Below are 24,187 nucleotides of genomic sequence, written 5' to 3' on the forward strand. Positions count from 1 at the left end.
GCCGCCATGAGTTATCAAGTTCTAGCGCGCAAATGGCGCCCCAGGGATTTCACCACGCTGGTCGGCCAGGAGCACGTGGTCCGCGCGCTCACGCACGCGCTGGAACAGCAACGGCTGCACCACGCCTACCTGTTCACCGGCACGCGCGGCGTCGGCAAGACCACGCTGTCACGGATCCTGGCCAAGGCCCTGAACTGTACCGGCCCTGACGGCAACGGCGGCATCACGGCGCAGCCATGCGGCCAGTGCAAGGCCTGCACGGAAATCGACAGCGGCCGCTTCGTCGACTATATCGAGATGGACGCGGCGTCCAACCGCGGCGTCGACGAAATGGCGCAGCTGCTGGACAAGGCGGTGTACGCGCCGACGGCGGGGCGCTTCAAGGTCTACATGATCGACGAAGTGCACATGCTGACCAACCACGCCTTCAACGCCATGCTGAAGACGCTGGAGGAGCCGCCCGGCCACGTCAAGTTCATCCTGGCCACCACCGACCCGCAGAAGATCCCGGTCACGGTGCTGTCGCGCTGCCTGCAGTTCAACCTCAAGCAGATGCCGCCGGGACAGATCGTGTCCCACCTGGACAATATCCTGGCGCAGGAAGGCATCGGCCACGACGGCAATGCGCTGCGGCTGCTGGCCCAGGCCGCCCACGGCTCGATGCGCGACGCGCTGTCGCTGACCGACCAGGCCATTGCCTACAGCGCCGGCCAGGTTTCCGAGGAAGCCGTGCGCGGCATGCTCGGCGCGATCGACCAGGGTTACCTGGTGCAGCTTCTCGATGCGCTGGCGGCCGAAGACGGCGCAGCGCTGATCGGTATCGCCGATGCCATGGCCGACCGCAGCCTCTCGTTCGCGGGTGCCTTGCAGGATCTCGGTTCCCTGCTGCACAAGATCGCACTGGCGCAGGCCGTGCCGGCATCGGTGCAGGAAGAGTGGCCGGAAGCCGGCGACGTGCGCCGGCTGGCCGGCGTGTTCGATGCCCAGGAAGTCCAGCTGTTCTACCAGATTGCCAACCTTGGCCGTAGCGAACTGGCGCTGGCGCCCGACGAGTACGCTGGCTTCACCATGACGCTGCTGCGCATGCTGGCCTTCCGCCCGTCGTCCAGTGCGGAGCCCCTGCCTGCGACGGCACCGGGGCAGGGCGGTGGTGCCACGCCGCGCGTGCGTACAGCGGCTGCCGCGCAGGTTGCTGCATCGGGTGCGGCGCCGATTGCGGCGCCGGTCGTCGCCGCCCAACCGGTGTCCCGGCCAGTAGTGGCCGCCGCGCCGCCAGCGGCCGCGCCAGTGGCGCAGCCTCCGGCAGTTGCGGCGCCGGCCAGGCCGGAAGCCAGCGGCGACGCACCGATGTCGCCAGCCCGGGCGGCCCTGGCGGCAGCACGCCAGGCGTCCGCTGCGCGCGGCGGTGCAGGCCGTGCGCCGGTCGCGGCGCCGGTGTCGACGCCGACAGGTGGCGCTGCACGTCAGCCGGCCCAGCCGCTGCGCGCGCCGGCACCCACCGCGGTATCACGTCCCGCTCCGGCGCCCGCCGCAAGGCCCGCGCCGCCGGCCGCAGCGCCGGCACCGGCCCGCAGGCCCGCGCCGGAACCGGAAAGCGTGCCGCCGTGGGAAGCGTCCGGTGGCAGCGACATCCCGCCGTGGGAAGACCTGCCGCCCGACCTGCCGGTCTTTGGTCCGTATGACAGCGAGCCCGCGAGCCTGCCGCCGAAGGCGGCGGCACCCGTGCGCGCGTCAAAGCCCAATGCGCCCGATGCGCCCGATGCCCCCGCGCCCGAGGCGCCCCGCGCGCGGCCCGTCGCTGCAGCGGTCGCGCCGCGGCCGCCAGCCGCGGCGGAAGACGGCACGCCGCCGGTATTCACCGGCGCGTGGCCTGCACTGGCTGCCAGTCTGTCGCTCAAGGGCCTGGCGCAACAGCTGGCGTACCAGAGCGAACTGACCCAGGTGGTGGGGCGTACCTTCCACCTGCGTATCCCGGTCGCGGCCATCGGCGAGAATGGTGTCGCGGAGCGCCTGCAGCAGGTGCTGTCCGACCATTTCGGCGTGGAAGTGCGTGTCCTGTGCGAAATCGGCGCGGTCTCCGAAACGGCCGCCGCGGCCGATGCCCAGGCCCGCGCCGAGCGCCAGCGCGAGGCCGAGGCCAATATCGAGGCCGATCCGTTCGTGCAAGGCCTGCTGCGCGATTTCGGCGGGCAGATCGTGCCGGGCTCGATCCAGCCGCGCGTAGCCTGATTTTCCGGGCCGCGCGGGGCGCGGCCTTCCATCCGCTTACTATCGAATCCAGGAGCATTCCATCATGATGAAGGGTCAACTGGCCGGGCTGATGAAGCAAGCCCAGCAAATGCAGGAAAACATGAAGAAGATGCAGGAGCAACTGGCCCTGATCGAGGTCGAGGGCCAGTCCGGCGCCGGCCTCGTGAAGGTGGTCATGACCTGCAAGAACGACGTGAAGCGCGTCACCATCGATCCGAGCCTGCTGGCCGACGACAAGGAACTGCTGGAAGACCTGGTGGCCGCCGCGTTCAACGACGCCGTGCGCAAGGCCGAGGCGACCACGCAGGAAAAGATGGGCTCGATGACCTCGGGGTTGCCGCTGCCGCCGGGCTTCAAGCTGCCGTTCTGAGCCACGCCACCGGCACGATCATGATGCGCGCAAGGTCCATGTCGACGATGGGAGGGCGGCCGTGAAGGCTGCGCCGCCGACCTCGCTGCAGGCGCTGATCGAGGCGCTGCGGGTGCTGCCCGGCGTGGGGCCGAAGTCCGCCCAGCGCATGGCCTACCACCTGCTGCAGCACGACCGCGAAGGCGCGCGCAAGCTTGGCGACGCCTTGCGCGGCGCGGCGGACCACATCCGCCATTGCGCGCGCTGCAATACCTTCACCGAGCAGGAGATCTGCGAGACCTGCCTGGATGACCGGCGCGACGGCTCGATCCTGTGCGTGGTGGAAACGCCCGCCGACCAGATCATGATCGAGCAGACCCTGACCTATCGCGGCAAGTATTTCGTGCTGATGGGCCGGCTGTCGCCGCTCGACGGCATCGGCCCCAAGGAAATCCATCTGGACCGCCTGCTGGCACGTGCCACCGATCCGGACATGGGCGGTCCGGTGAGCGAAGTCATCGTCGCCACCAACTTCACCAGCGAAGGCGAAGCCACGGCGCACTACATCGGCGAAATGCTCAAGGCACGCGGGCTCAAGGTGTCGCGCCTGGCGCGCGGCGTGCCGGTGGGCGGTGAACTCGAGTACGTCGACGCCGGCACCATTGCCCGTGCGGTGATGGACCGGCGCAATCTCTGAGCCCTGGCGCATCCGGCACCATGGCCCGACCTGGACTTTCTTCCGCCAACCGACACCGGCAACGCCCGCAATGAACCTGGCCCGCTTCGATCTTGTCACGCTCGGCCTGTTTGTGGCCGTGGTCCGGCAGGGCAGCATTTCGGCGGGGGCCAGGCAGTCGCACCTGGCCGTGGCCGCTGCCAGCAAGCGCATCTCGGACCTGGAAGCGGCCGTGGGCGCGCCGCTGTTCTTCCGCCACGCCGCAGGGGTGCAGCTTACCGAGGCCGGGCAGGCCTGCTTCCACCACGCGCTGACCATCCTGCAGGACGTCGAGCGCATGGCCGGCGTGATGTCGGACTATGCGAGCGGCGTGCGCGGACAGGTGCGCGTCTGCTCCAACACCTCGGCTATCACGCAGTTCCTGCCCGATGACCTGGCGTCCTTCATGCGACTGCACCCGACCATCCGCATCGAGCTGGAAGAGCAGAACAGCAGCGACATTGTCGCGGCGCTGGTCGAGAACCGCGCCGACGTCGGCATCTTTGCCGACCGTACGCCGAGCGCGGGCCTGGTGACCGTGGAGTACCGCCAGGACGAGCTGGTCATGGTCACGCCGCCCGGCCACCCGCTTTCTGAGCGCGGGCCGGTGCGCTACGCCGATACGCTCGAATACGACTTCGTCAGTCTGCCGCAGGTGACCTCGCTGGCCGCGCGCCTGCTCGAGGAAAGCAGCCGGCTGGACCGCCCGTTCCGGCTGCGCATCCAGGTGCGCAGCTTCGACGCCATGTGCCGCATGGTGATGGCCGGGCTGGGCGTGGGCGTGTTGCCGCGCATCGCCGCCGAGCCGCATGTGAAGTCCATGGGGCTGTCGCTGGTGACGCTGCAGGATGCCTGGGCCAAGCGCTCGCTGCTGATCGGCATGCGCGACCCGGCCGGCCTGACGGTCTCGGCCCGGTTGCTGATTACGCACCTTTGCGGCGATCGCGCGCCGTTCTGAGCACCCCCCTGGCTGTTCGAGCCTTTCGCATTCCGAGAAAGCCCGCTTCACCGATTGCCGATTCCGGCCAGCGGGCCGCTGATGCACACTCCGTCGAAACGCAATCGCGGCCGCCGCAACCGCCGGCAGGCCGCACGGTACGGAGACATCCATGGCGCAACAGATTCTTGAGGGCATCCGCGTCCTCGAACTCGGGCAACTGATTGCCGGTCCTTTCGCCGCCAAGACCCTGGCCGACTTCGGTGCCCACGTGGTCAAGGTGGAACCGCCCGGGCAGGGCGACCCGCTGCGCAAATGGCGCATGCTGCATGAAGGCACCTCGGTCTGGTGGGAGGCGCAATCGCGCAACAAGGAGTCGATCTGCATCGACCTGCGCCAGCCGGAAGGCCAGGCGCTGGTGCGCAAGCTGGCAGCCGAAGCCGACGTGCTGATCGAGAATTTCCGCCCCGGCACCATGGAGAAGTGGGGCCTGGGCTGGGACGTGCTGCATGCCGACAATCCGCGCCTGATCATGCTGCGCGTGTCGGGCTATGGCCAGACCGGTCCCAAGAGGGATGAGCCCGGCTTTGCCGCCGTGGCCGAGGCCATGGCCGGCCTGCGCCACCTGACCGGCGAGCCGGGGCGTGCGCCGGTGCGCGCGGGCCTGTCGCTCGGCGATACGATCGCCGGGTTGCACGGGGCGATGGGCGTGCTGCTGGCGCTCTACCAGCGCGACGCGCGCGGCGGCGAAGGGCAGGTCATCGACGTGGCGCTGTACGAGTCGCTGTTCAACCTGAGCGAAAGCCTGCTGCCGGAGTACTCGGCATTCGGCGCGGTGCGCCAGCCCGCGGGCGGCGCGCTGCCGGGCATTGCGCCATCGAACGCCTATCCCTGCGCGAGCGGCGAATACGTGCTGGTGGCGGCCAATGGCGATGCCATCTTCAAGCGCCTGATGCACGCGATTGGCCGCGCCGACCTGGCGGAGGATCCGGCGCTTGCGCAGAACGACGGCCGCGTGAAGCGCGTCGAGGAGATCGACGCCGCCATTGCCGCCTGGACCCGCACGCAAGGCGTGGAACCGGTGCTGGCCGTGCTGCGCGAGGCCGAGGTGCCATCGGGGCGCATCTACACCGTGAAGGACATCGCCGAAGACCCGCACTACCGTGCACGCGGCGTGATCGAGTCGGTCACGTCGGCCGGCGGCCTGACCGTGGAAGTCCCTGGCATCGTGCCGAAGCTCTCGGGCAGTCCCGGCGGTATCCATGACCGCGCGCCGACGCTGGGCGAGCATACCGATGCCGTGCTGGCCCAGGCCGGGTTTGACGCCGCGGCGATTGCCGACCTGCGTGCCCGCAAGGTGATCGCATGAGCGCCGCCGCAATGTCCGCAGTGGCCCTGCGCGGTCCGGCCCGCATCGAGATCAATGAAGTGGCGCCGCGCGACGGCCTGCAGATCGAGCCGGTGGTGGTGCCGACCGATGCCAAGGTGGCCTTTCTCGACGCGCTGTCCGCTTGCGGCTTCGCGCGTATCGAAGCGACGTCTTTCACGTCCGCCAGAGCCATCCCGGCGCTGGCCGATGCCGAGGCCCTGATGCACCGCATGCACCGCCAGCCCGGCGTGCGCTACACCGCGCTGGTGCCCAACCTGCGCGGCCTCGAGCGTGCGCTCTCGTGCCGGCCGGACGAGGTCAACCTGGTGATGTCGGTCAGCGAAACCCACAACCGCGCCAACCTGCGCATGACGCGCCAGCAGTCGCAGGCGCAGTTGCTGGCGATGATCGCGCAGGCGCGCGCCGCCGGCGTGCCGGTCAACGTGTCGTTGTCGACGGTGTTCGGCTGCCCGTTCGAGGGCGAGGTGGACAGCAACGCGGTGATGGTGCTGGCCGAGACCTTCGCGCAAGCCGGCGCGCAAGGCATCACGCTGTGCGACACCACCGGCATGGCCTATCCGAACCAGGTGGCGCAGACGTGCGCGCAGTTCCGGCAGCGCCTGCCGAATGCGGGGCTGACCATCCATCTGCACAACACACGCGGCATGGGGCTGGCCAATGCAGTGGCGGCATGGGAAAGCGGCGTCACGCGCTTCGATGCCGCTGCCGGCGGCCTGGGCGGTTGTCCCTATGCGCCTGGCGCCAGTGGCAACGTCGGCACCGAGGAACTCGTGCACATGTTCGCCTGCATGGGCGTGCAGACCGGCGTGGACCTGCCGGCGCTGCTTGACGTCGTGGCCGGCATTCCGGCGCTGGTGGACCGCGACATCGGCAGCCAGTTGCTGCGCGCCGGTCCGCGCCTGCGCACGCATCAGCCGCCAGCCTGGCTGGCAGAACACTTCGTCGGCCAGGACTAGCTTCCTGCGGCAAGCGCGCTGCCGGAAGGCGCGCGTCACGATAAAAAAATCAGTCAATACCGATACCGGAGACATTCCATGAAGCAAGCCTTCTTCTTCCTGCCCGCGCGCCGCAAGCTGATGGCGGCAGCCATGCTCGCCGTTGGCGGCGCCATTGCGGCAACGACGCCGCGCGCCTTTGCCCAGGACGGCAGCTACCCGAGCCGCCCCGTCACCCTGGTGGTTTCGGCTGCGGCCGGCGGTACCACCGACCTCGCGGCCCGCATGATTTCCGAGCCGCTGGCCAGGGCCCTGGGCCAGGCCGTGGTGGTGGACAACCGCCCGGGCGGCAACGGCAGCATCGCCGCGCAGGTGGTGGCACGGGCCAAGCCTGACGGCTACACGCTGCTGGTGCAGTACTCGGGCTTCCATGTCATCACGCCGCTGCTGGTGAAGAACCTGCCGTGGGACCCGGTCAAGGATTTCGCGCCGGTGGCCAACCTGCTGTCGGCGCCGCAGGTGCTGGTGGTGCGCCAGGGGTTGCCGGTCAAGTCGCTCAAGGAGCTGGTGGCCTATGCCAAGAGCCATCCGGACAAGCTGAACTATGCATCGTCGGGCAACGGCTCGCTGCAGCACGTCTCGACCGAGTTGCTGAACCAGATGGCGGGGATCCACATCACCCACGTGCCGTACAAAGGCACCGGTCCGGCGATGACGGACCTGCTCGGCGGCAACGTGGACATGACCATGACCACGCCGCCGCCGCTGATGGGCCATATCGCCGCGGGCAAGCTGCGCCCGCTCGTGGTGACCAGCAAGACCCGCCTGCCCAGCCTGAAGGACGTGCCGTCGGCGCCGGAAGCGGGCTACCCCGATCTGGAGGTGTCGTCGTGGTTCGCCATGTACGCACCGGCGGGCACGCCCAAGCCCGTGATCGACAAGCTGGCCGGCGATATCGAAAAGATCATGCGCACCGACGCTTTCCGCAAGAAGGCCGAGGAACTCGGCGCGGAAGCCGCCTTCATGGGTCCGCAGCAACTCGCGCAGTACCAGCGCGCGGAACTGGCGCGCTGGGCCAAGGTAATCAAGTCCGCCGATATCCACGCCGAGTAAGCGCGGGTGGCAAGCCGATCGAAAGCAAAGGGGGGTATGCTGGCGCCGGCTGCCATTCGGCCGGCCTTAGGTGTTCGCCCCGATGCGGTTCGGCGAAGCGTCCGCTAGCATCGCATTGGGCCGCCGCGCGGCACGCCGTTTGCAGACCCCAACGGGCAGGAGAATCGAATGTATAACAAGAAATTCTGGAAACAGTTGCTGATCGCGCTGGCGTTGTTCCTGGCAGGGTGGTTCACCTTCGGCCAGGCGCAGGCACAGGGCAAGCCGGAAAAGACCAAGGTGACGATCGCCGTCGGCGGCAAGAACCTGTTCTATTACCTGCCGCTGACCATCGCGGAGCGGCTTGGCTACTTCAAGGAAGAAGGGCTGGACGTCGAGATCGTCGACTTCGCCGGCGGCGCCAAGGCGCTGCAGGCCGTCGTCGGCGGCAGCGCGGACGTGGTGTCCGGCGCGTTCGAGCACACCATCGGCCTGCAGGCCAAGGGCCAGCGCTACCAGGAGTTCGTGCTGCAGGGCCGCGCGCCGCAGATCGTGCTGGTGGTGTCGAACAAGACCATGCCGGGCTTCAAGTCGATCGCCGACCTGAAGGGCAAGAAGATCGGCGTGACCGCGCCGGGCTCGTCGACCAACATGATGGCGAACTTCGTGCTGGCCAAGGCCGGCCTCAAGCCGTCGGACGTGTCGTTCATCGGCGTGGGCGCCAGCGCCGGCGCGGTGGCCGCGATGCGTTCGGGCCAGATCGACGCCATGGCCAACCTGGACCCCGTGATTTCGATGCTGACGCAGAAGAACGAGGTCCGCATCGCGTCGGATACCCGCACGCTCAAGGACACGCAAGCGGTGTTCGGCGGCAACATGCCGTCGGGCTGCCTGTATGCGTCGGCGGCGTTCATCCAGCAGAATCCGAACACCACGCAGGCGCTGACCAATGCCATGGTGCGCGCGCTGAAGTGGCTGCAGAAGGCCGGCCCGTCCGACATCGTCAAGACCGTGCCGGAGAGCTACCTGCTGGGCGACCGCGCGCTGTACCTGGCGGCCTGGGACAAGGTCAAGGAAGCCATCTCGCCGGACGGCATGATGCCGGCTGACGGTCCGCGCACCGCGCAGAACATGCTGCAGCAGTTCGATGCCGAACTGAAGGGCAAGACCATCAGGCTGGAAGACACGTACACCAACGCGTTCGTGCAGAAGGCCAACGCCAAGTACAAGTAAGCCCGCGCCACCTCCGCTGCCGGCCCGCTGTGCGCAGCGGGCCTTTGCTTTGGGCGGCGGTGGCCATTCACTCACTCGATCCGGGCCGGCACTTACCGGCACTTCCGGCAAGGCGAACCAGACGGTTTCCCATGAGCACTCCCGCACTTTCCCTCGACAAGGTCACCTGCACCTTTGTCTCGCGCGAAGACCGCAGCCAGCGCTATACGGCGGTCAAAGACGTTACCCTGGCGATCCAGCCGGGCGAGTTCGTCTCCGTGGTCGGCCCGACCGGCTGCGGCAAATCCACGCTGCTCAATGTCGGCGCCGGCCTGCTGGAGCCGTCCAGCGGCGAAGTCACGGTATTTGGCGAGACGCTGCGCGGCATCAACCGGCGCGCCGGCTACATGTTCCAGGCCGAGGCGCTGATGCCATGGCGCAGCGCGCTCGACAACGTGGTGGCCGGCCTGGCGTTCCGCGGCGTGCCGCGTGCCGAAGCGGTGAAGCAGGGCGAGGAATGGCTGCGCCGCGTGGGCCTGGGCGGCTTCGGCGACCGCTATCCGCACCAGCTCTCGGGCGGCATGCGCAAGCGTGTCAGCCTGGCGCAGACGCTGGTGCTGGACCCGGACATCATCCTGATGGACGAACCGTTCTCCGCGCTCGATATCCAGACGCGCCAGCTGATGGAGAACGAGGTGCTGGACCTGTGGGCGGCCAAGCGCAAGGCGGTGCTGTTCATCACGCACGACCTCGACGAGGCGATTGCCATGAGCGACCGCGTGGTGGTGCTGTCCGCCGGACCCGGCACGCATCCGATCGGCGAGTTCGCCATCGACCTGCCGCGTCCGCGCGACGTGGCGGAGATCCGCAATCATCCGCGCTTTGTCGAGCTGCACGCCGCGATCTGGGACGTGCTGCGCGAAGAGGTCCTCAAGGGCTATGCCCAGCAGCGCAACGCCGCCTGAACCCCACGCCAACCTGACACCGAATCCGAATTCCCATGGCATTCCGTCCTGACTCCAAGGGCATGCTGCGCGTCTGGCAGCTGCTGGTCCTGGTGGTGATCCTCGGCGTGTGGCACTTCGCCACGCGCTCGCAAGAGATCGCCTTCTTCTTTGGCGAGCCGCTGATGGTGGCGCAGCGCATCTGGAACTGGTTTATCGTCGAGCGCGATATCTACCTGCATCTCGGCGTGACGCTGCTCGAAACGGTGCTGGCCTTCGGCATTGGCACCGTGGCCGGCCTGGGCGTGGGCCTGTGGCTGGCGCTGAGCCCGCTGACCTCTGCGATCCTCGATCCGTACGTAAAGGCGATGAACTCGATGCCGCGCGTGATCCTGGCGCCGATCTTCGCGGTGTGGTTCGGCCTGGGCATCTGGTCCAAGGTGGCGCTGGCCGTGACGCTGGTGTTCTTCATCGTGTTCTTCAACGTCTACCAGGGCGTGAAGGAAGTCAGCCCGGTGGTGCTGGCCAATGCGCGCATGCTCGGCGCCAACCGCCAGCAGCTGCTGCGCCATGTGTACCTGCCGAGCGCGACGAGCTGGGTGTTTTCGTCATTGCACACGTCGGTGGGCCTGGCCTTCGTCGGCGCGGTGGTGGGCGAATACCTCGGCTCCGCGCGCGGCGTGGGCTACCTGATCCTGCAGGCGGAGGGCACGTTCGACATCAACACCGTGTTCGCTGGCATCGTGGTCCTGACGGCGTTCGCACTGGTGCTGGACTGGATGGTCGGAACCGGCGAAAAGCGGCTGATGAAGTGGCAGCCGAAGACCGGCGAGACCGAAAAGCTCTGAACAGAAGCTAGGCAAGCGGCTGGCCGCCCGGTGCCGGAAAGCGGACCGTGACGGTCAGGCCGCCGCCGGGGGTCTCTTCCAGGCCGGCGGCGGCCTCATGCAGCCGGGCGATCTCCCTGACGATGGGCAGCCCAAGCCCGGTGCCTTCCACGCCCTGGCCGCTTTCGCCGCGGTAGAAGCGCCGGAACACGTCTTCGCGCTCGGCCGGGGCAATGCCGGGGCCATTGTCGATCACCTGCAGCAGGGCGGCGCCGTCCGCTTCCTGCGCGACCCTGACCGTGACAGCGGAGCCATCGCCCGCATAGCGGATGGCATTGTCGATGAGGTTGGCGGTCAGTTCCTGCAGCAGTTCCATTTGCCCGCGCACTGTCACCGGGCCATCTCCCTCGAATCCGAGATCGATGCCCAGCCGGCGCGCGACCGGCGCCCATTCGAGCGCAACCGCGCGTGCCGCGCCATCGAGCGGGACCTCGCGCAGCGTGGGCGCGTAACCGCTTTCGGGGTCGAGCCGCGACAGCGACAGCAGTTGCTGCACGCCCTTGGCGGCATGGCGCACGGTGCCGTGCAGCACGCGCATGTGTGCGCGCACGCGCTCGCCATCGGGCTCGCGCAGCGCCAGTTCGGACTCGGCCTGGATCACGGCCAGCGGCGTCTTGAGCTGGTGCGCGGCATCGGCAAGGAAGCGCTTGCGCGCCTGCAGCATGCGGTGCAGGCGATCGACGTACTGGTTGAGCGCGCGCACCAGCGGCTTCATTTCGGAGGGCAGGTCGCGGTGCTCGATCGGGTCGAGCTGGCTGGCGCTGCGCGCGGCCACGGTATCGGACAGGCGGTGCAGGGGCCGCAGCCCGCGGCGCACGCCGAGCCAGACGATGCCCAGCGCCAGCGCCACGAGCACGAGCTCCTGCAGCAGCGAGCCGACCAGGATCTCGCGGGCCAGCGCCTGGCGCGGCTCGATGGTTTCGCCGATCACGATCCATACCAGCTGGCTGCGCGCCGAGCCGACGTCATGGATCGGCAGTGCCTGCGCCGCCATGCGCACTGGCTGTTCGTGGAAAACGGTGTCGTAGAACACGGTCCGGTACAGCGGCGGGCGCGCGCCAGGCGGCCCCGGCAGGTTGTAGCCGGTGACCGTTTCCCCATGGTCGTCGCGCACCTGGTAGAAGACGTGCGGGCCGGCCTTGTCGTCGAACAGCTCCAGGGCGAGGTTCGGCACGTCGATCTCCAGCCGGCCATCGCGCAGGGCGATGCCCTCGCGCATGGCGCGCAGCGACGCTTCGAGCGTGCGGTCGAAGGCCGTGTGCGCCGCCGACATGGCGCGCTCGTACGTCAGCCAGGCATCCAGCGCCAGCAGTCCCAGCAGCGGCAGCAGCAGCCACAGCGACAGTTGCAGGCGCAGGCTCGGCGTCCTGCCCAGGATGCTCATGGCGCGGGATCTGGCCGCGCTTCGAGCAGGTAGCCGAGGCCCCGCAAGGTGACGATGGCCACGCCGCTGCCATCGAGCTTCTTGCGCAGGCGGTGGATGTAGATCTCGATCGCATCCGGGTTGACCGACTCGTCGATGCCGAAGATCTTCTCGGACAGGGCCGACTTGTTCACGGCCTTGCCATCGCGCAGCATCAGCACCTCCAGCACCGACCGCTCGCGCCGCGTGAGCTGCAGCAGTTCACCGTCGATCGTGAAAGCGTGGCTAATCGTGTCGTAGTGCAGCGGGCCGCAATCGAGCTGCGTGGATTCGTGCCCGTGGCTGCGGCGGATCAGCGCACGCGCGCGCGCTTCGAGTTCCGACAGGTCGAAGGGCTTGGCCAGGTAGTCGTCCGCGCCCAGGTCCAGGCCGCGCACGCGGTCTTCGACCGAGCCATGGGCGGTCAGGATCAGCACGGGCATCCGGTTGCGGCGCTGGCGCAGCCGGCGCAGCACTTCAAGGCCGTCGAGCCGCGGCAGGCCCAGGTCCAGGATCAGCAGCGCATAGTCCTGCGTGGCCAGCAGGTGGTCGGCGCTGCGGCCGTCGTGCATGCAGTCGACCGCGAAGCCGGCCTGGGTCATGGCCTGCGTCAGGGAGTTGGCCAGCATCACGTTGTCTTCGGCAAGCAGGATACGCATCAGGGGGAATTCAAAGCGGCAAGGCAGGCAACGCGGTGGCACGGACGGGCGGCGCTCGCTGCACAAGCCGGGTGTGCATGTCCGTGACCCGTCACGGCGCACAGCCTTGGGGCAATTCAGTCAGTGGAGTGGCCCAGACTCATACCGCGAAGTGCCCAAACTTTGAAGCTAGGGAAACTCCCAACCCCGTATTGGTGCAACACGCGCCAAAGCGCTTTCGCCCGAAAGCGAACTGAAAGTGCCGTTCCCATACGATGCCGCCATTCCAGCGTTCCACCGCTTGCCGGATGGAACGCCATAACGACCAGGGGACAGTTGTGATGGATGTGCCGGCAGACGGTTGCCGGCACCGGGGCCGGCGCGGGGCGGCCACGACTCCAACGCAATGCGCCGCCGGCTTGCCCGGCGGACAAGATCCTCCGGCGCGAGCGACTGGCATCACCACAACAAGCAAATCAAGGAGAGAAAGAATGAAACGTACGGCACTGGCACTGGCCTGCATCGGTCTGACGGGTACCGGTTCGGCCTTCGCGCAGTCGAGCGTGACGATGTATGGCCTGGTGGATGCGGGGGTCGAGTATGTCAACCATGCCGGGCCGAATGGCTCCGTGGTCAAGCTGACTTCGGGCGGCCGCAATACCTCGCGCTGGGGCATCCGGGGTACCGAGGACCTGGGCGGTGGCCTGAAGGCGCTCTTCAATCTGGAAAGCGGCATCGCCATCGACACCGGCAACCTCGATACCAGCGGCACGCTGTTCGATCGCCGCGCGACGGTGGGCCTGAGCAGCAGCTATGGCCAGGTGGTGATGGGCCGCACCTTCACCACGACCTACGATTTCATGCTGCCTTTCGATCCGATGGGCTACGCGCCGAATTATTCGTGGGCGACGTCTTCGACCGCCACCGGCGGCCGCAAGGACGGGCTGTTTTCGCGCGCGTCGAATGCCATCCGCTATGACGGCGTGTTCGGCGGCCTCAAGCTGGGCGCGACCGCGGCCATGGGCGAAGTGGCCGGTGATTTCAAGACGGCGTCCAAGTATGCCCTCGGCGTCGGCTACAACGCTGGCAAGTTCGCCGCCGCGGCGACCTGGGACCGCCAGAACGGCGCTGGCAGCAGCACCACGCCCGCCGATGCCACCGACTACATCCAGGGCATTCACGCCGGTGCCAGCTATGACTTCGGCAGCCTGTCGCTGTTCGCGGGCTACCGCAACTACAAGCGCACGCTGACCACCGGCGCGGCTTCGGAGCGCAGCGACATGTACTGGGGTGGCGCCAGCTACGACTTCACGCCGGCTTTCACGCTGTATGGCGCGGTCTACAAGCAGAACATCAAGGGTGGCACCGACGCCGATCCGATCCTGTTCTCGCTGCGCGCGCAGTACGCGTTCTCGAAGCGCACGCTGGCCTATCTGTCGGCCGGTTACGCCAAGGCCCGCAACGGCCAGAACGTCAGCCTGTCGCGCGATTTCGTCGGCTTTGCCAACAGCCAGACCGGCGTGATGGCTGGCCTGCAGCACCGCTTCTGACGCGCCGGGTTCATGTCGATGCAGCAATCCGCTGATTGCTGATTTTGGGAACTGTCTTCCGCTGCCAGTAGGGGTGTGCATTCAGGTGGAAGACAGCTTGGGGCGAATTGCCCCATCGGAGGGCGCAGCGTGTTGCCGCACGCACTGCGCCCTTATTTTTTGACCGCTTTCGTCTCAGGGAACGATCACGACCTTGCCGGTCACCTTGCGCGCTTCCATGTCCTTGAGCGCCTGCGGAGCCTGTTCCAGCGAGTAGCGCGCGGAAATGTGCGGGCGCAGTTTGCCCTCCTTCACCCAGCCCAGCATTTGCGCCATATTGGCCTGGTTGGCACGCGGTTCGCGCCGCACGAATTCTCCCCAGAACACCCCCACCAGCGATGCGCCCTTGAGCAGCGCCAGGTTGAGCGGGATCTTCGGGATCTCGCCGTTGGCGAAGCCCACCACCAGATAGCGGCCGCGCCAGGCGATGGAGCGGAACGCCGGCTCGGCATAGATGCCGCCCACGGGATCGTAGATGACGTCCGGACCGTTGCCATCGGTCAGTGCCTTGACGCGTTCGCGCAAGTCCTCGGTGCTGTAGTTGATCAGCGCGTCGGCGCCGTGCTCCTTGCAGACCGCGAGCTTTTCATCGGTGGAGGCCGCTGCGATGACGCGTGCGCCGATGGCCTTGCCGATCTCGATCGCAGCGAGGCCGACGCCGCCGGCGGCGCCCAGTACCAGCATGGTCTGGCCAGCCTTGAGTTCGCCGCGGTCCACCACGGCATGGTGCGAGGTGCCGTAGGTCAGGGTGAAGGCTGCCGCGGTGTCGAAATCGATGCCCGGTGGCATCGGCATGACCTTGTTGGCGGGAGCCTTCACGTGCGAGGCGAAGGCGCCATTGCCGAGATAGGCAATCACGTGGTCGCCAGGCTTGACGTGGCTCACGCCGGCGCCGACCGCGGTGACGATGCCGGCCAGTTCAGAGCCTGGTGTGAACGGCAGTTCCGGCTTGGCCTGGTATTTGTTCTGGATGATGAGCACATCCGGGAAATTCACGCCGGCGGCCTTTACCTCGATGAGCACTTCGCCCTGATCCGGGACCGGATCCGGCAGGGTTTCGACGGTCAGGGAATCGGGCGGCCCCCAGGCTTTGCACAGAACGGCTTTCATCTTGTCTCCGGTGATAGGTATGGGTGTTAAATCCTGGCGTCTGCCCGCTGGCAGCGGGCAGGCGGCAAAGCTAAGTGTAGCGCAAATAGCACGATCGTTCTGTTCCTCGCTTTCACCCGTTTGCGATGGCGAATGCTGGCGCCGGGCGGCGGCTTTCGCGGTGCCTTGAGAGGCCGCTTGTGCAGGCTTCGTCAGGTACAATCGCGGGATGCACATCCTTCTAGCCAACGACGACGGTTATCTCGCGCCAGGACTCGCCGTCTTGCACGCCGCGCTCGCTCCCCTGGGGCGCATAACGGTGATTGCGCCTGAGCAGAACCACAGCGGGGCTTCGAACTCGCTGACCCTGCAGCGGCCCCTGTCGATCTACGAGGCGCGTGAAGGCGTGCAGAAGGGATTCCGCTTCGTCAATGGCACGCCGACCGATTGCGTGCATATCGCACTGACCGGCCTGCTCGACGAGAAACCTGACCTGGTGGTGTCCGGCATCAACCAGGGGCAGAACATGGGCGAGGACGTGCTGTATTCCGGCACGGTCGCGGCCGCCATCGAAGGCTACCTGCTGGGGATCCCTTCCATTGCATTCTCGCAGGTGCACAAGGGCTGGGAGCATCTTGACGCTGCCGCACGCGTGGCGCGTGCCGTGGTCGAGCGCGCGATTGCCACGCCGCCGGTCGAGCCGTTCCTGCTGAACGTCAATATTCCGAACCTGCCTTTCGAACATATCAAGGGCTACCGCGCTACGCGGCTGGGCAAGCGGCATCCGTCGCAGCCCGTGATTGCGCAGGTCAACCCGCGCGGCGATCTCAACTACTGGATCGGCGCGGCTGGCGACGCACGCGATGCGAGCGAGGGCACCGATTTCCACGCGACGGGCGAGGGCTATGTTTCGCTGACGCCGTTGCAGCTCGACCTGACGCATCGCGGCCAGCTCGAGGCGCTTGCCCAGTGGCTGGACTAGCCATTCCCGCCGCAGTGCCTCGCCCCCGATGAGTCCAACGCCCCCTCGCAGCAAGTTTCCCCTGCCGCTGGACGCGGTCGTGCAGCGCAAGCCGGAACCGGCACGTACCGCCGGCATGCCGGCGGTTGGCGCGCCACGTCCGGCGCGGGTGCCGGCCAAGGTCCGCGACAAGCAGCCATCCGCGCCGACGCCCGCGGCGAGTGCCGTGGAGGCACGCGCCTCGGCCGCGACGGCGGGCGGGGGCGGCATGGCGTCGGACCGCGCGCGCGGCGCGCTGGCGGCGCGGCTGCGTGCCGCGGGCATCCGTGACGAACGCGTGCTGGCCGCCATTGGCACCGTGCCGCGCCATCTGTTCGTCGAGCCGGGGCTGGCATCGCAGGCCTATGAGGATGCTGCGTTGCCCATTGGTCATCAGCAGACCATCTCAAAGCCGTCGGTGGTCGCTCGCATGATCGAACTGCTGCGTGAAGGCCTGCCGGCGGCCACACCATTGGAACGCGTGCTCGAGATCGGCACCGGCTGCGGCTACCAGGCCGCGGTGCTGAGCCTGGTCGCGCGTGATGTCTTTTCCATCGAGCGCATCCGTCCGCTGCATGAACAGGCGAAGGCGAACCTGCGGCCGCTGCGCGTGCCGAACCTGCGGCTGCATTATGGCGATGGCATGCTTGGCCTGCCGCAGGCGGCGCCGTTCTCGGCCATTATCCTTGCCGCGGCCGGCATGGACGTGCCACAGGCCCTGCTCGAGCAGCTTGCCATTGGCGGCCGGCTGATTGCGCCAGTGGCGCTGATGCCGCCACCGGGAGCGCCGGGCCAGACGGTCACGCAGCAGCTCCTGCTGATCGAGCGGCTCAATCGGCATCGCTTTCACCGGACCGCGCTTGAAGCCGTTTTCTTTGTGCCCTTAAAATCGGGCACCATCTGAGTCGAACTATGCACAAGATCGTGAATTCGCATCATTTCACACGCGCTGGCCAGCTTGTGGCGGCTTCCACGCTGGCGGCGCTGCTGGCCGCCTGCGCCAACTCGCCCATGCCGGCACCCGTGGTGGACCGCACCTCGACCGCCGGCACTGCCGCGGCGCCGCTGGAACCGGCACCTCCCGGATACTATCGGGTCAAGCGAGGCGATACCCTTTACCGTATCGCGCTGGAGAACGGCCAGTCGTATCGCGATGTCGCGGCCTGGAACAATATCGTCAACGCCAACCAGATCGAGGTGGGCCAGTTGTTGCGTGTCGTCCCGCCGGGCGCCGACGTCAATGCCGGCCAGGGCGTGACCACCACGCCGGTGGCACCGGGTTCGATCCAGGGGCAGCCGCTCGACCAGGCGCGGCCGGCTGGCACGCCGGTGCCGCCTGCGGCGGCCGCCAACACGCCCCCGGCAGGTGCCGCAGCGTCCGCCGGCACATCCGCGCCGGTGGCCGACGGGGCCATGAAACTGGCGTGGCCGGCAACCGGCCAACTGCTCGGTAAATTTGATGACAAGAGTAATAAAGGGATCGATATTGCGGGCAAGAAAGGCGATGCCGTCCTGGCTGCCGACGACGGTCGGGTGATTCACGTTGGCCCCTTGCGCGGCTACGGGAATCTTGTCATCATCAAACACAATGAGACATTTCTTACAGCCTACGGCCACAATGACAAGGTGCTCGTAGCAGAGCAGTCAACGGTCCGAAAGGGGCAGAAGATTGCGGAGATGGGCAACAGTGATACCGACCGGGTAAAGCTTCACTTCGAAGTCCGCAAGAACGGAAAACCGGTTGATCCGATGCGGTATCTGCCGCCACAGTGAGGGTTCATGCCACGCCAGAAAACTGTCTCCTCCGGAACCGCCAGCAGGGCTCGCCGTCCCAAGCAGCCGGAAGTGAAGGCTGGTGTGGCCCAAGCCGACGATCGCGTTGATCTGGACGCATTCGACAAGGATGTCGGTGCTGACCTGCTCCCCGTCACCGATGAGCCGATCGCGACCACTGCAGCGGTCGGTCTGCGCGAAGCGGACCTGCTCAGCGACGACAACGATCGACAGCTGCGCGATGACGACGAGGATGAGGCAGAAGAGGACGAGGAAAGTGAAGGCGAGAATGGCACCGAGGCCGCCGCGCCGGAGCACGATGACTTCCGCACCGTCCTCCACACGGAGCTGGCCGCCGATACGGTTCAGCACTACCTGAACCGCATCAGCATCAAGCCGCTGCTTTCCGCGCCCGAGGAGCTGCATTTCTCGACGCTCGCCAAGGACGGCGATTTCTCCGCGCGGCAGGTCATGATCGAGCGTAACCTGCGCTTGGTCGTGAGCATCGCCAAGGGGTATCTCAACCGCGGCGTGCCGCTGCTGGACCTGATCGAGGAAGGTAATCTCGGCCTGATGCACGCGATCGAGAAATTCGATCCGTCGCGCGGCTTTCGCTTTTCCACTTACGCGACCTGGTGGATCCGCCAGAGCATCGAGCGCGCCATCATGAACCAGGCGCGCACGGTACGCTTGCCGGTCCACGTGATCCGTGAACTCAACCAGGTGCTGCGTGCCAAGCGGCACCTTGAAAAAGGCGGCACCGACGGCCGCGACGCCAGCCTCGAAGACATTGCCCACCTGCTGGGCAAGACGCCTGACGAGGTGCAGGACGTGCTGGCGCTTAACGAACATACCACCTCGCTCGATACGCCGTTTGACCTGGACCCGGGCTCCAGCCTGCTGGACTTCCTTTCCGACGAGCACAACGCCGCGCCGGACCAGGAGGTCGCGCACCGCGAGCTCGAAGGGCTGATGAAGCTGTGGCTGGCCCGCCTGTCGGAAAAGCACCGCTATGTGGTGGAGCGCCGCTTCGGGCTCAACCACATCGAACCGGCCACGCTTGAAGAGCTGGCCGAGGAAATGGGCCTGACGCGCGAGCGCGTGCGCCAGATCCAGCAGGAAGCCCTGGTCAAGCTCAAGCGGCATTTCGCTTCGCAAGGTGTCAGGAAGGACGCTGTTCTATGACTCCTGTGCTGGTATTCGACATCGAGACCATTCCCGATGTCGACGGCCTGCGCCGTTTGCATGACCATCCCGCATCGATGAGCGACGACGAAGTCGCCGAGCATGCGTTCTCAGCCCGCCGCGAAAAGACCGGAAGCGATTTTCTGCCGCACTATCTGCAGCGTGTGGCAGCGATCTCCTGCGTGTTGCGCCGTACGCAGCGCGACGGGTCGGCCGTCTTCCATGTCGGCTCGCTGGGAACCCTCGAGGATGGCGAAGCGACGCTGATCCAGAAATTCTACGAACTGATTGCGCGTTACAGCCCGCAGCTGGTGTCGTGGAATGGCGGTGGATTCGACTTGCCCGTGCTGCACTACCGCGGCCTGGTCCACGGCGTGGCCGCGCCGCGCTACTGGGAAATGGGCGAGGGCCGCGACGACGACAGCCGCGACTTCAAGTGGAACAACTACATCAGCCGCTACCACATGCGGCATCTGGACCTGATGGACCTGCTTGCCATGTACCAGCCTCGCGCTAGCGCTCCGCTGGATGATCTGGCCAAGCTGTGCGGCTTCCCGGGCAAGATGGGCATGGATGGCAGCAAGGTATGGCGCGCGTTCCAGGATGGCCAGCTGGAGGCGATCCGTGCTTACTGCGAGACCGACGTCGTCAACACGTACCTGATGTACTGCCGCTTCCAGCTGATGCGGGGTGGCGTGACGCCGCGCGAGTTCGACCAGGAGATGGAACTGGTGCAGGAGTCGCTGGCAGAGCTGCCTGGCGAACAATGGATGGAATACCTCCAGGCGTTCCGCCTGAAGCGACTGACGCCCGAAGACGAACAGCTCGACTGAGCCACCGGCGGGCCGGCCGGTGGCGCGGGCCTTCCTCAGATATCCAGTGACAGCACGATGGGCTGGTGATCCGAGTCCTTGGTCGCGGCATTGACCTCGCATCGGCTGACCTGGCCGGCAAGATTTTCCGTAACGAAGACGAAATCGCACGCGAAGGGCGGCTCGGGCCATTGCTCCTTGTCATACATGGCGCAGGTGGGGGCGTGCGGCTGGCCCGGATGCCTGAGCAACCAGGCGTCGCGCCACGGCGTGGTGCCGTCGTCGAAGGGCTCCAGCATGCGTCGGTACGCAATGTCCGAGGGTTTGCTGTTGAAGTCGCCGCACAGGACGGCTTCCGATGGCCGGGCTTCAGGCGTGAACGGTCCCGGCGTCGATTCGCTGCGGCCGGGCCGGCGCGCCTGGCCGCAGGCCTCGGCGTGCCAGTTGCGCAAGGCGTCGGCCTGGGCCGCGCGCTGGTTCGCCGAATAGTATTCCAGGTGCGTGCAGATGACGCGCAGCCGCTTGCTGCCCGATTGCACCGTGGCCTCCAGTGCCACGCGCGGCATCGAGGCCACGTCGGGATCCGGAGGCCAGGGCAGGGCGTGGCGGAATACCTCATGCACCGGTAGTCGCGTGGCGATCAGGTTGCCGAACTGGCGCGGACTGCCGTCGCCGCCGAAGCGGTCGACGCCCGGGGCGAACATCACCCGATAGCCAGGTAGCAACGCTGCCAGCTCAGCCACCTGGTCGGCACCCGGTGCCCCGCGCAAGTCGCCGAAGCCGCGCGTGACCTCCTGCAGACAGATGACGTCGGCATCGGCCATCGCGCGCATGGTGGCCACGCCGCGCGACAGGTCGACCTGTCCGTCGGCGCCCCGGCCCCACTGGATATTCCATGAAATCAGTTCCATCGCATCGCTCCTTTCGCGTTGCGCGGCCGTTGCACAGGTTTCGCGCGGCGTGACTGGACTACAATCGCGCTTTCGCAAAACAATACGTCAGGTTTCGTCTGGTGTCCCAAGTCGTGTCCTCTCCGCAAGAAATGCCGGCAACGCCGCGTGCGGCATCTGCCGCTCCCGCTGCCGCCGCGCCCGGTGCCGATCCCGTGGTTTCCATTGACAGCCTCGACATGGAGGCCCGCGGCGTCGGCCGCCTGGTCAATGAGGACGGTACGCCCGGCAAGGTGATCTTCGTCGAGGGTGCGCTGCCCGGCGAGACCGTCAGCTACAAGAGCTACCGGCGCAAGCCGAGCTACGAGCAGGCCCACCTGCTCGAAATCCGGAGTGAATCGGTGATGCGGGTCAAGCCGGGCTGCCAGTATTTCGGCGTCTGCGGCGGCTGCTCCATGCAGCACCTGGATTCGCGCGCGCAACTCGCCATCAAGCAGCGTGTGCTCGAAGACAACCTCTGGCATTTGTCGAAAGTCCGGCCGGAAGTGATGTTCCGGCCCATTGCCGGTCCGGACTGGGGCTATCGCTATCGCGCGCGCCTGACCGTGCGGCACGTCGCCAAGAAGGGCGGGGTGCTGGTCGGCTTCCACGAGCGCAAGAGCAGCTATGTGGCGGACATGAAGACCTGCGAGATTCTTCCGCCACATATCTCCGCGATGCTGGTGCCGTTGCGCGAACTGGTGGGGAGTCTCTCGATCCTCGATCGCATGCCGCAGATCGAGCTGGCGGTCGGCCACGAGGTCACGGCGCTGGTGCTGCGTATCCTGGAACCGCTCACGGATGCGGACAAGGATCTGCTGCGCACTTTCGCCGATCAGCACAATGTCCAGTTCTGGCTCCAGCCCAAGGGGCCGGACACCGTTGCGCCGTTCTATCCGCTTGACCGGGAGCTGGCCTACACGCTGCCCGAGTTCGGCATCCGCATGCCGTTCAAGCCGACGGATTTCACGCAGGTCAACCACCAGATCAACCGCGTGCTGATCGGCCGTGCGTTGCGCCTGCTGGACGCCCAGCCGCAAGACCGCCTGCTCGACCTGTTCTGCGGCATCGGCAACTTCACGCTCCCGCTGGCCACGCAGGGCCGCTCGGTCATGGGTATCGAAGGCAGCGAAGCCCTGACAACCCGGGCGCTGGCCAATGCCGGCCACAACGGGTTGGCGCACAAGACGGAATTCGCCTGCCGCAATCTGTTTGAAGTCACCGCCGAGGACATCGCCGCGCTGGGCCGCTTCGACCGCTGGCTGGTCGATCCCCCGCGCGAAGGTGCGCTGGCCGTGTGCAAGGCGCTGGGCGAGCTGGCGCAGCAAGGCAGCGACGTGCTCCCGAGCCGGATCGTCTACGTATCGTGCAGCCCCTCGACGCTGGCCCGCGATGCCGGCCTGCTGGTGCACGAGGCCGGCTACCGGCTGGTGGGCGCAGGCGTCGTCAACATGTTCCCGCATACCTCGCACGTCGAGTCGATTGCCGTGTTCGAGCGTGGGCAGGCTGGGGCGGCCTGAAATCGCCGCCCAATGAAAAACGCCGGCCAGATGGCCGGCGTTTTTTTATCTTGCCTGTGGCTGCGTCAGTCCCGGCTGCCGCCGAAAATGCCCAGCAGGGCCAGCAGGTTCGCGAACACGTTGTAGACGTCGAGGTAGATCGCCAGCGTGGCGGTGATGTAGTTGGTTTCACCGCCGTTCACCACGCGCTGCACATCGAACAGGATGTAGGCCGAGAAAATGCCGATGGCGATGACCGACACCGTGATCATCAGCGACGGCAGTTGCAGCCAGATATTGGCCACGCTTGCCAGGATCAGCAGGATCACGCCGACGAACAGGAACTTGCTCAGGCCCGAGAAATCACGCTTGCTGACCGTGGCGATGGTGGCCATGGCGCCGAATACCGCCGCGGTGCCGCCAAAGGCATACATGATCAGTGCCGGTCCGTTCGAGAACTGCAGCACCGCGCCGATCAGGCGCGACAGCATCAGTCCCATGAAGAACGTGAAGGCCAGCAGCAGGACCACGCCCATGCTGCTGTTCTTGGTCTTCTCGATCCCGAAGAAGAACGCGAACGCGATGCCGAGGAAGAGGATCAGCGAGAGGCCGGGGCTGCCCGCCATGAAGCTGAAGCCGGTCGCCACGCCGATCCACGCGCCGAGCACGGTGGGGATCATCGAGATGGCCAGCAGCCAGTAGGTGTTGCGCAAGACCCGGTTGCGCACGACGACATCACTGACCGTCGACGCATTGCCGAAACCGTAGGTGTTCAGCTTGTTATCCATGGTGACTCCTGTTTCTTAACGGTGAGGCGCCGGGGCAACCCGGTGCCGACGCATCGCCAATGTGGCATCGCCTTTGCGGAATTGCAAGTGGATTAAAGTGTCATATCGGGCACTTATGTGGAATTGCGGTCTGCTTTGTTGCTCACGTTTGACGGTTTTGCATGTATTGCGTTCCGTGCATGGCCCGGTGCAAGAATATGGAGAATGTGCCTCATCGTATGTTGCAGCGCCGCATCTCGCTGCCGTGGCGCTGGCCAAGGGGGTGCGCGCTCGAAACCGTCATCGTCTCGTGCTAGAATTGCACGTTTAATCCATTTGTAACCCCTTCATTTTTCGGAGTTTTTCATGGCGATCGAACGCACCCTGTCGATTATCAAGCCGGATGCCGTGGCCAAGAACGTTATCGGCCAGATCTACGCCCGTTTCGAAGCTGCTGGCCTGAAGGTCATCGCTGCCAAGATGGCACACCTGTCGCGCGGCGAAGCCGAGCAGTTCTACGCTGTCCACAAGGAACGCCCGTTCTTCAAGGATCTGGTCGACTTCATGGTTTCGGGCCCGGTCATGATCCAGGCTCTGGAAGGCGAGAACGCCATCGCCAAGAACCGTGAGCTGATGGGCGCCACCGACCCGAAAAAGGCCGAAAAGGGCACCATCCGCGCCGACTTCGCCGACAGCATCGATGCCAACGCCGTGCACGGCTCGGACGCTGCTGAAACCGCCGCTGTGGAAGTTGCCTTCTTCTTCCCGGGCATGAACGTTTACAGCCGCTGAT

23 protein-coding genes are annotated in these 24,187 nt (G+C 66.6%); 18 read left to right on the forward strand and 5 right to left on the reverse strand.

The window, feature by feature from the left end:
* Window positions 1-6: 6 nt before the first annotated feature.
* The 10 genes from KHO22_RS00385 to KHO22_RS00430 all read left to right on the forward strand — a co-directional run bounded on the left by KHO22_RS00385 (window position 7) and on the right by KHO22_RS00430 (window position 10,672).
* Window positions 7-2,229: a DNA polymerase III subunit gamma/tau gene (locus tag KHO22_RS00385; protein ID WP_211945114.1), complete on the forward strand. Its 2,223-nt coding sequence runs from the start codon at window positions 7-9 to the stop codon at window positions 2,227-2,229.
* 64 nt (window positions 2,230-2,293) lie between these two features.
* Window positions 2,294-2,620 (forward strand): YbaB/EbfC family nucleoid-associated protein, encoded by a 327-nt coding sequence (locus tag KHO22_RS00390; RefSeq protein WP_211945115.1) that lies wholly within the window; start codon window positions 2,294-2,296, stop codon window positions 2,618-2,620.
* 61 nt (window positions 2,621-2,681) lie between these two features.
* Window positions 2,682-3,296 (forward strand): recombination mediator RecR, encoded by a 615-nt coding sequence (gene recR / locus KHO22_RS00395; protein WP_211945116.1) that lies wholly within the window; start codon window positions 2,682-2,684, stop codon window positions 3,294-3,296.
* Between the two features lie 70 nt (window positions 3,297-3,366).
* A complete protein-coding gene (locus tag KHO22_RS00400; protein WP_211945117.1) occupies window positions 3,367-4,272 on the forward strand; it encodes a LysR family transcriptional regulator in 906 nt (301 codons plus the stop codon).
* A gap of 151 nt (window positions 4,273-4,423) precedes the next feature.
* On the forward strand, window positions 4,424-5,620 hold the full coding sequence (locus KHO22_RS00405; protein WP_211945118.1) for a CaiB/BaiF CoA transferase family protein: 1,197 nt from the start codon (window positions 4,424-4,426) through the stop codon (window positions 5,618-5,620).
* An 11-nt stretch (window positions 5,621-5,631) separates the two neighbouring features.
* The gene (locus tag KHO22_RS00410) at window positions 5,632-6,597 is read left to right on the forward strand and encodes a hydroxymethylglutaryl-CoA lyase (protein ID WP_420839569.1); all 966 of its coding nucleotides are present in this window, start codon (window positions 5,632-5,634) and stop codon (window positions 6,595-6,597) included.
* Between the two features lie 78 nt (window positions 6,598-6,675).
* Window positions 6,676-7,689, forward strand: a complete 1,014-nt coding sequence (locus KHO22_RS00415; RefSeq protein WP_211945120.1) for a Bug family tripartite tricarboxylate transporter substrate binding protein — start codon at window positions 6,676-6,678, stop codon at window positions 7,687-7,689.
* 168 nt (window positions 7,690-7,857) lie between these two features.
* The gene (locus tag KHO22_RS00420) at window positions 7,858-8,901 is read left to right on the forward strand and encodes an ABC transporter substrate-binding protein (RefSeq protein WP_211945121.1); all 1,044 of its coding nucleotides are present in this window, start codon (window positions 7,858-7,860) and stop codon (window positions 8,899-8,901) included.
* Window positions 8,902-9,032: 131 nt separating this feature from the next.
* Window positions 9,033-9,845, forward strand: coding sequence for an ABC transporter ATP-binding protein (locus KHO22_RS00425; protein ID WP_211945122.1), 813 nt, complete (start codon window positions 9,033-9,035; stop codon window positions 9,843-9,845).
* A 35-nt stretch (window positions 9,846-9,880) separates the two neighbouring features.
* Window positions 9,881-10,672, forward strand: coding sequence for an ABC transporter permease (locus tag KHO22_RS00430; RefSeq protein WP_211945123.1), 792 nt, complete (start codon window positions 9,881-9,883; stop codon window positions 10,670-10,672).
* Between the two features lie 7 nt (window positions 10,673-10,679).
* Here the strand turns inward: KHO22_RS00430 and KHO22_RS00435 are convergent, their stop codons facing one another.
* Both KHO22_RS00435 and KHO22_RS00440 read right to left on the reverse strand, forming a co-directional pair.
* Entirely contained in the window at window positions 10,680-12,095 is a 1,416-nt protein-coding gene (locus KHO22_RS00435) for a sensor histidine kinase (protein ID WP_211945124.1), read from the reverse strand.
* The gene (locus KHO22_RS00440) at window positions 12,092-12,772 is read right to left on the reverse strand and encodes a response regulator (RefSeq protein ID WP_211945125.1); all 681 of its coding nucleotides are present in this window, start codon (window positions 12,770-12,772) and stop codon (window positions 12,092-12,094) included. Before KHO22_RS00440 ends, KHO22_RS00435 begins: the two co-directional genes overlap by 4 nt.
* Before the next feature lie 470 nt (window positions 12,773-13,242).
* On the opposite strand from KHO22_RS00440, the gene KHO22_RS00445 reads away from it, so the two are divergent.
* The gene (locus KHO22_RS00445) at window positions 13,243-14,301 is read left to right on the forward strand and encodes a porin (RefSeq protein WP_211945126.1); all 1,059 of its coding nucleotides are present in this window, start codon (window positions 13,243-13,245) and stop codon (window positions 14,299-14,301) included.
* A 174-nt stretch (window positions 14,302-14,475) separates the two neighbouring features.
* Here KHO22_RS00445 and KHO22_RS00450 read toward each other — a convergent pair whose 3' ends face one another.
* Window positions 14,476-15,450 (reverse strand): NADPH:quinone oxidoreductase family protein, encoded by a 975-nt coding sequence (locus KHO22_RS00450; RefSeq protein WP_211945127.1) that lies wholly within the window; start codon window positions 15,448-15,450, stop codon window positions 14,476-14,478.
* A gap of 208 nt (window positions 15,451-15,658) precedes the next feature.
* Here KHO22_RS00450 and surE point away from each other — a divergent pair, with 208 nt between their 5' ends.
* From surE to KHO22_RS00475, 5 genes are read left to right on the forward strand one after another with little or no spacing between them, the layout of a single operon-like run.
* The gene (gene surE / locus KHO22_RS00455; protein WP_211945128.1) at window positions 15,659-16,411 is read left to right on the forward strand and encodes a 5'/3'-nucleotidase SurE; all 753 of its coding nucleotides are present in this window, start codon (window positions 15,659-15,661) and stop codon (window positions 16,409-16,411) included.
* A 28-nt stretch (window positions 16,412-16,439) separates the two neighbouring features.
* The gene (locus tag KHO22_RS00460) at window positions 16,440-17,333 is read left to right on the forward strand and encodes a protein-L-isoaspartate(D-aspartate) O-methyltransferase (protein ID WP_211945129.1); all 894 of its coding nucleotides are present in this window, start codon (window positions 16,440-16,442) and stop codon (window positions 17,331-17,333) included.
* 8 nt (window positions 17,334-17,341) lie between these two features.
* Window positions 17,342-18,202, forward strand: a complete 861-nt coding sequence (locus tag KHO22_RS00465; protein WP_211945130.1) for a peptidoglycan DD-metalloendopeptidase family protein — start codon at window positions 17,342-17,344, stop codon at window positions 18,200-18,202.
* Between the two features lie 6 nt (window positions 18,203-18,208).
* Window positions 18,209-19,387: an RNA polymerase sigma factor RpoS gene (gene rpoS / locus KHO22_RS00470; protein ID WP_211945131.1), complete on the forward strand. Its 1,179-nt coding sequence runs from the start codon at window positions 18,209-18,211 to the stop codon at window positions 19,385-19,387.
* Window positions 19,384-20,220 (forward strand): 3'-5' exonuclease, encoded by an 837-nt coding sequence (locus tag KHO22_RS00475; RefSeq protein ID WP_211945132.1) that lies wholly within the window; start codon window positions 19,384-19,386, stop codon window positions 20,218-20,220. The genes rpoS and KHO22_RS00475 overlap by 4 nt, the downstream gene beginning before the upstream one ends.
* Window positions 20,221-20,255: 35 nt before the next feature.
* On the opposite strand, the gene KHO22_RS00480 is transcribed toward KHO22_RS00475, so the two are convergent.
* Window positions 20,256-21,110, reverse strand: coding sequence for an endonuclease/exonuclease/phosphatase family protein (locus KHO22_RS00480; protein WP_211945133.1), 855 nt, complete (start codon window positions 21,108-21,110; stop codon window positions 20,256-20,258).
* Between the two features lie 131 nt (window positions 21,111-21,241).
* Between KHO22_RS00480 and rlmD the strand changes: the two genes are divergently transcribed.
* Window positions 21,242-22,648 (forward strand): 23S rRNA (uracil(1939)-C(5))-methyltransferase RlmD, encoded by a 1,407-nt coding sequence (gene rlmD, locus KHO22_RS00485; RefSeq protein ID WP_211945459.1) that lies wholly within the window; start codon window positions 21,242-21,244, stop codon window positions 22,646-22,648.
* A gap of 65 nt (window positions 22,649-22,713) precedes the next feature.
* Here rlmD and KHO22_RS00490 read toward each other — a convergent pair whose 3' ends face one another.
* Window positions 22,714-23,415 carry a Bax inhibitor-1/YccA family protein gene (locus tag KHO22_RS00490; RefSeq protein ID WP_211945134.1) on the reverse strand — a complete coding sequence of 234 codons (702 nt, stop codon included), beginning with the start codon at window positions 23,413-23,415 and terminating at the stop codon, window positions 22,714-22,716.
* A 345-nt stretch (window positions 23,416-23,760) separates the two neighbouring features.
* On the opposite strand from KHO22_RS00490, the gene ndk reads away from it, so the two are divergent.
* Window positions 23,761-24,186: a nucleoside-diphosphate kinase gene (gene ndk, locus KHO22_RS00495; protein WP_211945135.1), complete on the forward strand. Its 426-nt coding sequence runs from the start codon at window positions 23,761-23,763 to the stop codon at window positions 24,184-24,186.
* The last annotated feature ends 1 nt before the right edge of the window (window position 24,187 follow it).

This window comes from Cupriavidus yeoncheonensis (assembly GCF_905397275.1).
In the GTDB taxonomy this organism is placed as follows: domain Bacteria; phylum Pseudomonadota; class Gammaproteobacteria; order Burkholderiales; family Burkholderiaceae; genus Cupriavidus; species Cupriavidus yeoncheonensis.

Excerpts from the sequence above, each read along its gene's own strand:
- KHO22_RS00435 (WP_211945124.1), bottom strand. The coding sequence starts at position 12,095 with ATGAGCATCCTGGGCAGGACGCCGAGCCTGCGCCTGCAACTGTCGCTG.
- KHO22_RS00405 (WP_211945118.1), top strand. The coding sequence starts at position 4,424 with ATGGCGCAACAGATTCTTGAGGGCATCCGCGTCCTCGAACTCGGGCAA.
- KHO22_RS00425 (WP_211945122.1), top strand. The coding sequence starts at position 9,033 with ATGAGCACTCCCGCACTTTCCCTCGACAAGGTCACCTGCACCTTTGTC.
- KHO22_RS00475 (WP_211945132.1), top strand. The coding sequence starts at position 19,384 with ATGACTCCTGTGCTGGTATTCGACATCGAGACCATTCCCGATGTCGAC.
- KHO22_RS00430 (WP_211945123.1), top strand. The coding sequence starts at position 9,881 with ATGGCATTCCGTCCTGACTCCAAGGGCATGCTGCGCGTCTGGCAGCTG.
- KHO22_RS00450 (WP_211945127.1), bottom strand. The coding sequence starts at position 15,450 with ATGAAAGCCGTTCTGTGCAAAGCCTGGGGGCCGCCCGATTCCCTGACC.
- surE (WP_211945128.1), top strand. The coding sequence starts at position 15,659 with ATGCACATCCTTCTAGCCAACGACGACGGTTATCTCGCGCCAGGACTC.
- KHO22_RS00490 (WP_211945134.1), bottom strand. The coding sequence starts at position 23,415 with ATGGATAACAAGCTGAACACCTACGGTTTCGGCAATGCGTCGACGGTC.
- ndk (WP_211945135.1), top strand. The coding sequence starts at position 23,761 with ATGGCGATCGAACGCACCCTGTCGATTATCAAGCCGGATGCCGTGGCC.
- rlmD (WP_211945459.1), top strand. The coding sequence starts at position 21,242 with ATGCCGGCAACGCCGCGTGCGGCATCTGCCGCTCCCGCTGCCGCCGCG.
- KHO22_RS00385 (WP_211945114.1), top strand. The coding sequence starts at position 7 with ATGAGTTATCAAGTTCTAGCGCGCAAATGGCGCCCCAGGGATTTCACC.
- KHO22_RS00465 (WP_211945130.1), top strand. The coding sequence starts at position 17,342 with ATGCACAAGATCGTGAATTCGCATCATTTCACACGCGCTGGCCAGCTT.
- KHO22_RS00445 (WP_211945126.1), top strand. The coding sequence starts at position 13,243 with ATGAAACGTACGGCACTGGCACTGGCCTGCATCGGTCTGACGGGTACC.
- KHO22_RS00415 (WP_211945120.1), top strand. The coding sequence starts at position 6,676 with ATGAAGCAAGCCTTCTTCTTCCTGCCCGCGCGCCGCAAGCTGATGGCG.
- KHO22_RS00420 (WP_211945121.1), top strand. The coding sequence starts at position 7,858 with ATGTATAACAAGAAATTCTGGAAACAGTTGCTGATCGCGCTGGCGTTG.
- KHO22_RS00390 (WP_211945115.1), top strand. The coding sequence starts at position 2,294 with ATGATGAAGGGTCAACTGGCCGGGCTGATGAAGCAAGCCCAGCAAATG.
- rpoS (WP_211945131.1), top strand. The coding sequence starts at position 18,209 with ATGCCACGCCAGAAAACTGTCTCCTCCGGAACCGCCAGCAGGGCTCGC.
- KHO22_RS00460 (WP_211945129.1), top strand. The coding sequence starts at position 16,440 with ATGAGTCCAACGCCCCCTCGCAGCAAGTTTCCCCTGCCGCTGGACGCG.
- KHO22_RS00480 (WP_211945133.1), bottom strand. The coding sequence starts at position 21,110 with ATGGAACTGATTTCATGGAATATCCAGTGGGGCCGGGGCGCCGACGGA.
- KHO22_RS00400 (WP_211945117.1), top strand. The coding sequence starts at position 3,367 with ATGAACCTGGCCCGCTTCGATCTTGTCACGCTCGGCCTGTTTGTGGCC.
- KHO22_RS00440 (WP_211945125.1), bottom strand. The coding sequence starts at position 12,772 with ATGCGTATCCTGCTTGCCGAAGACAACGTGATGCTGGCCAACTCCCTG.
- KHO22_RS00410 (WP_420839569.1), top strand. The coding sequence starts at position 5,632 with ATGTCCGCAGTGGCCCTGCGCGGTCCGGCCCGCATCGAGATCAATGAA.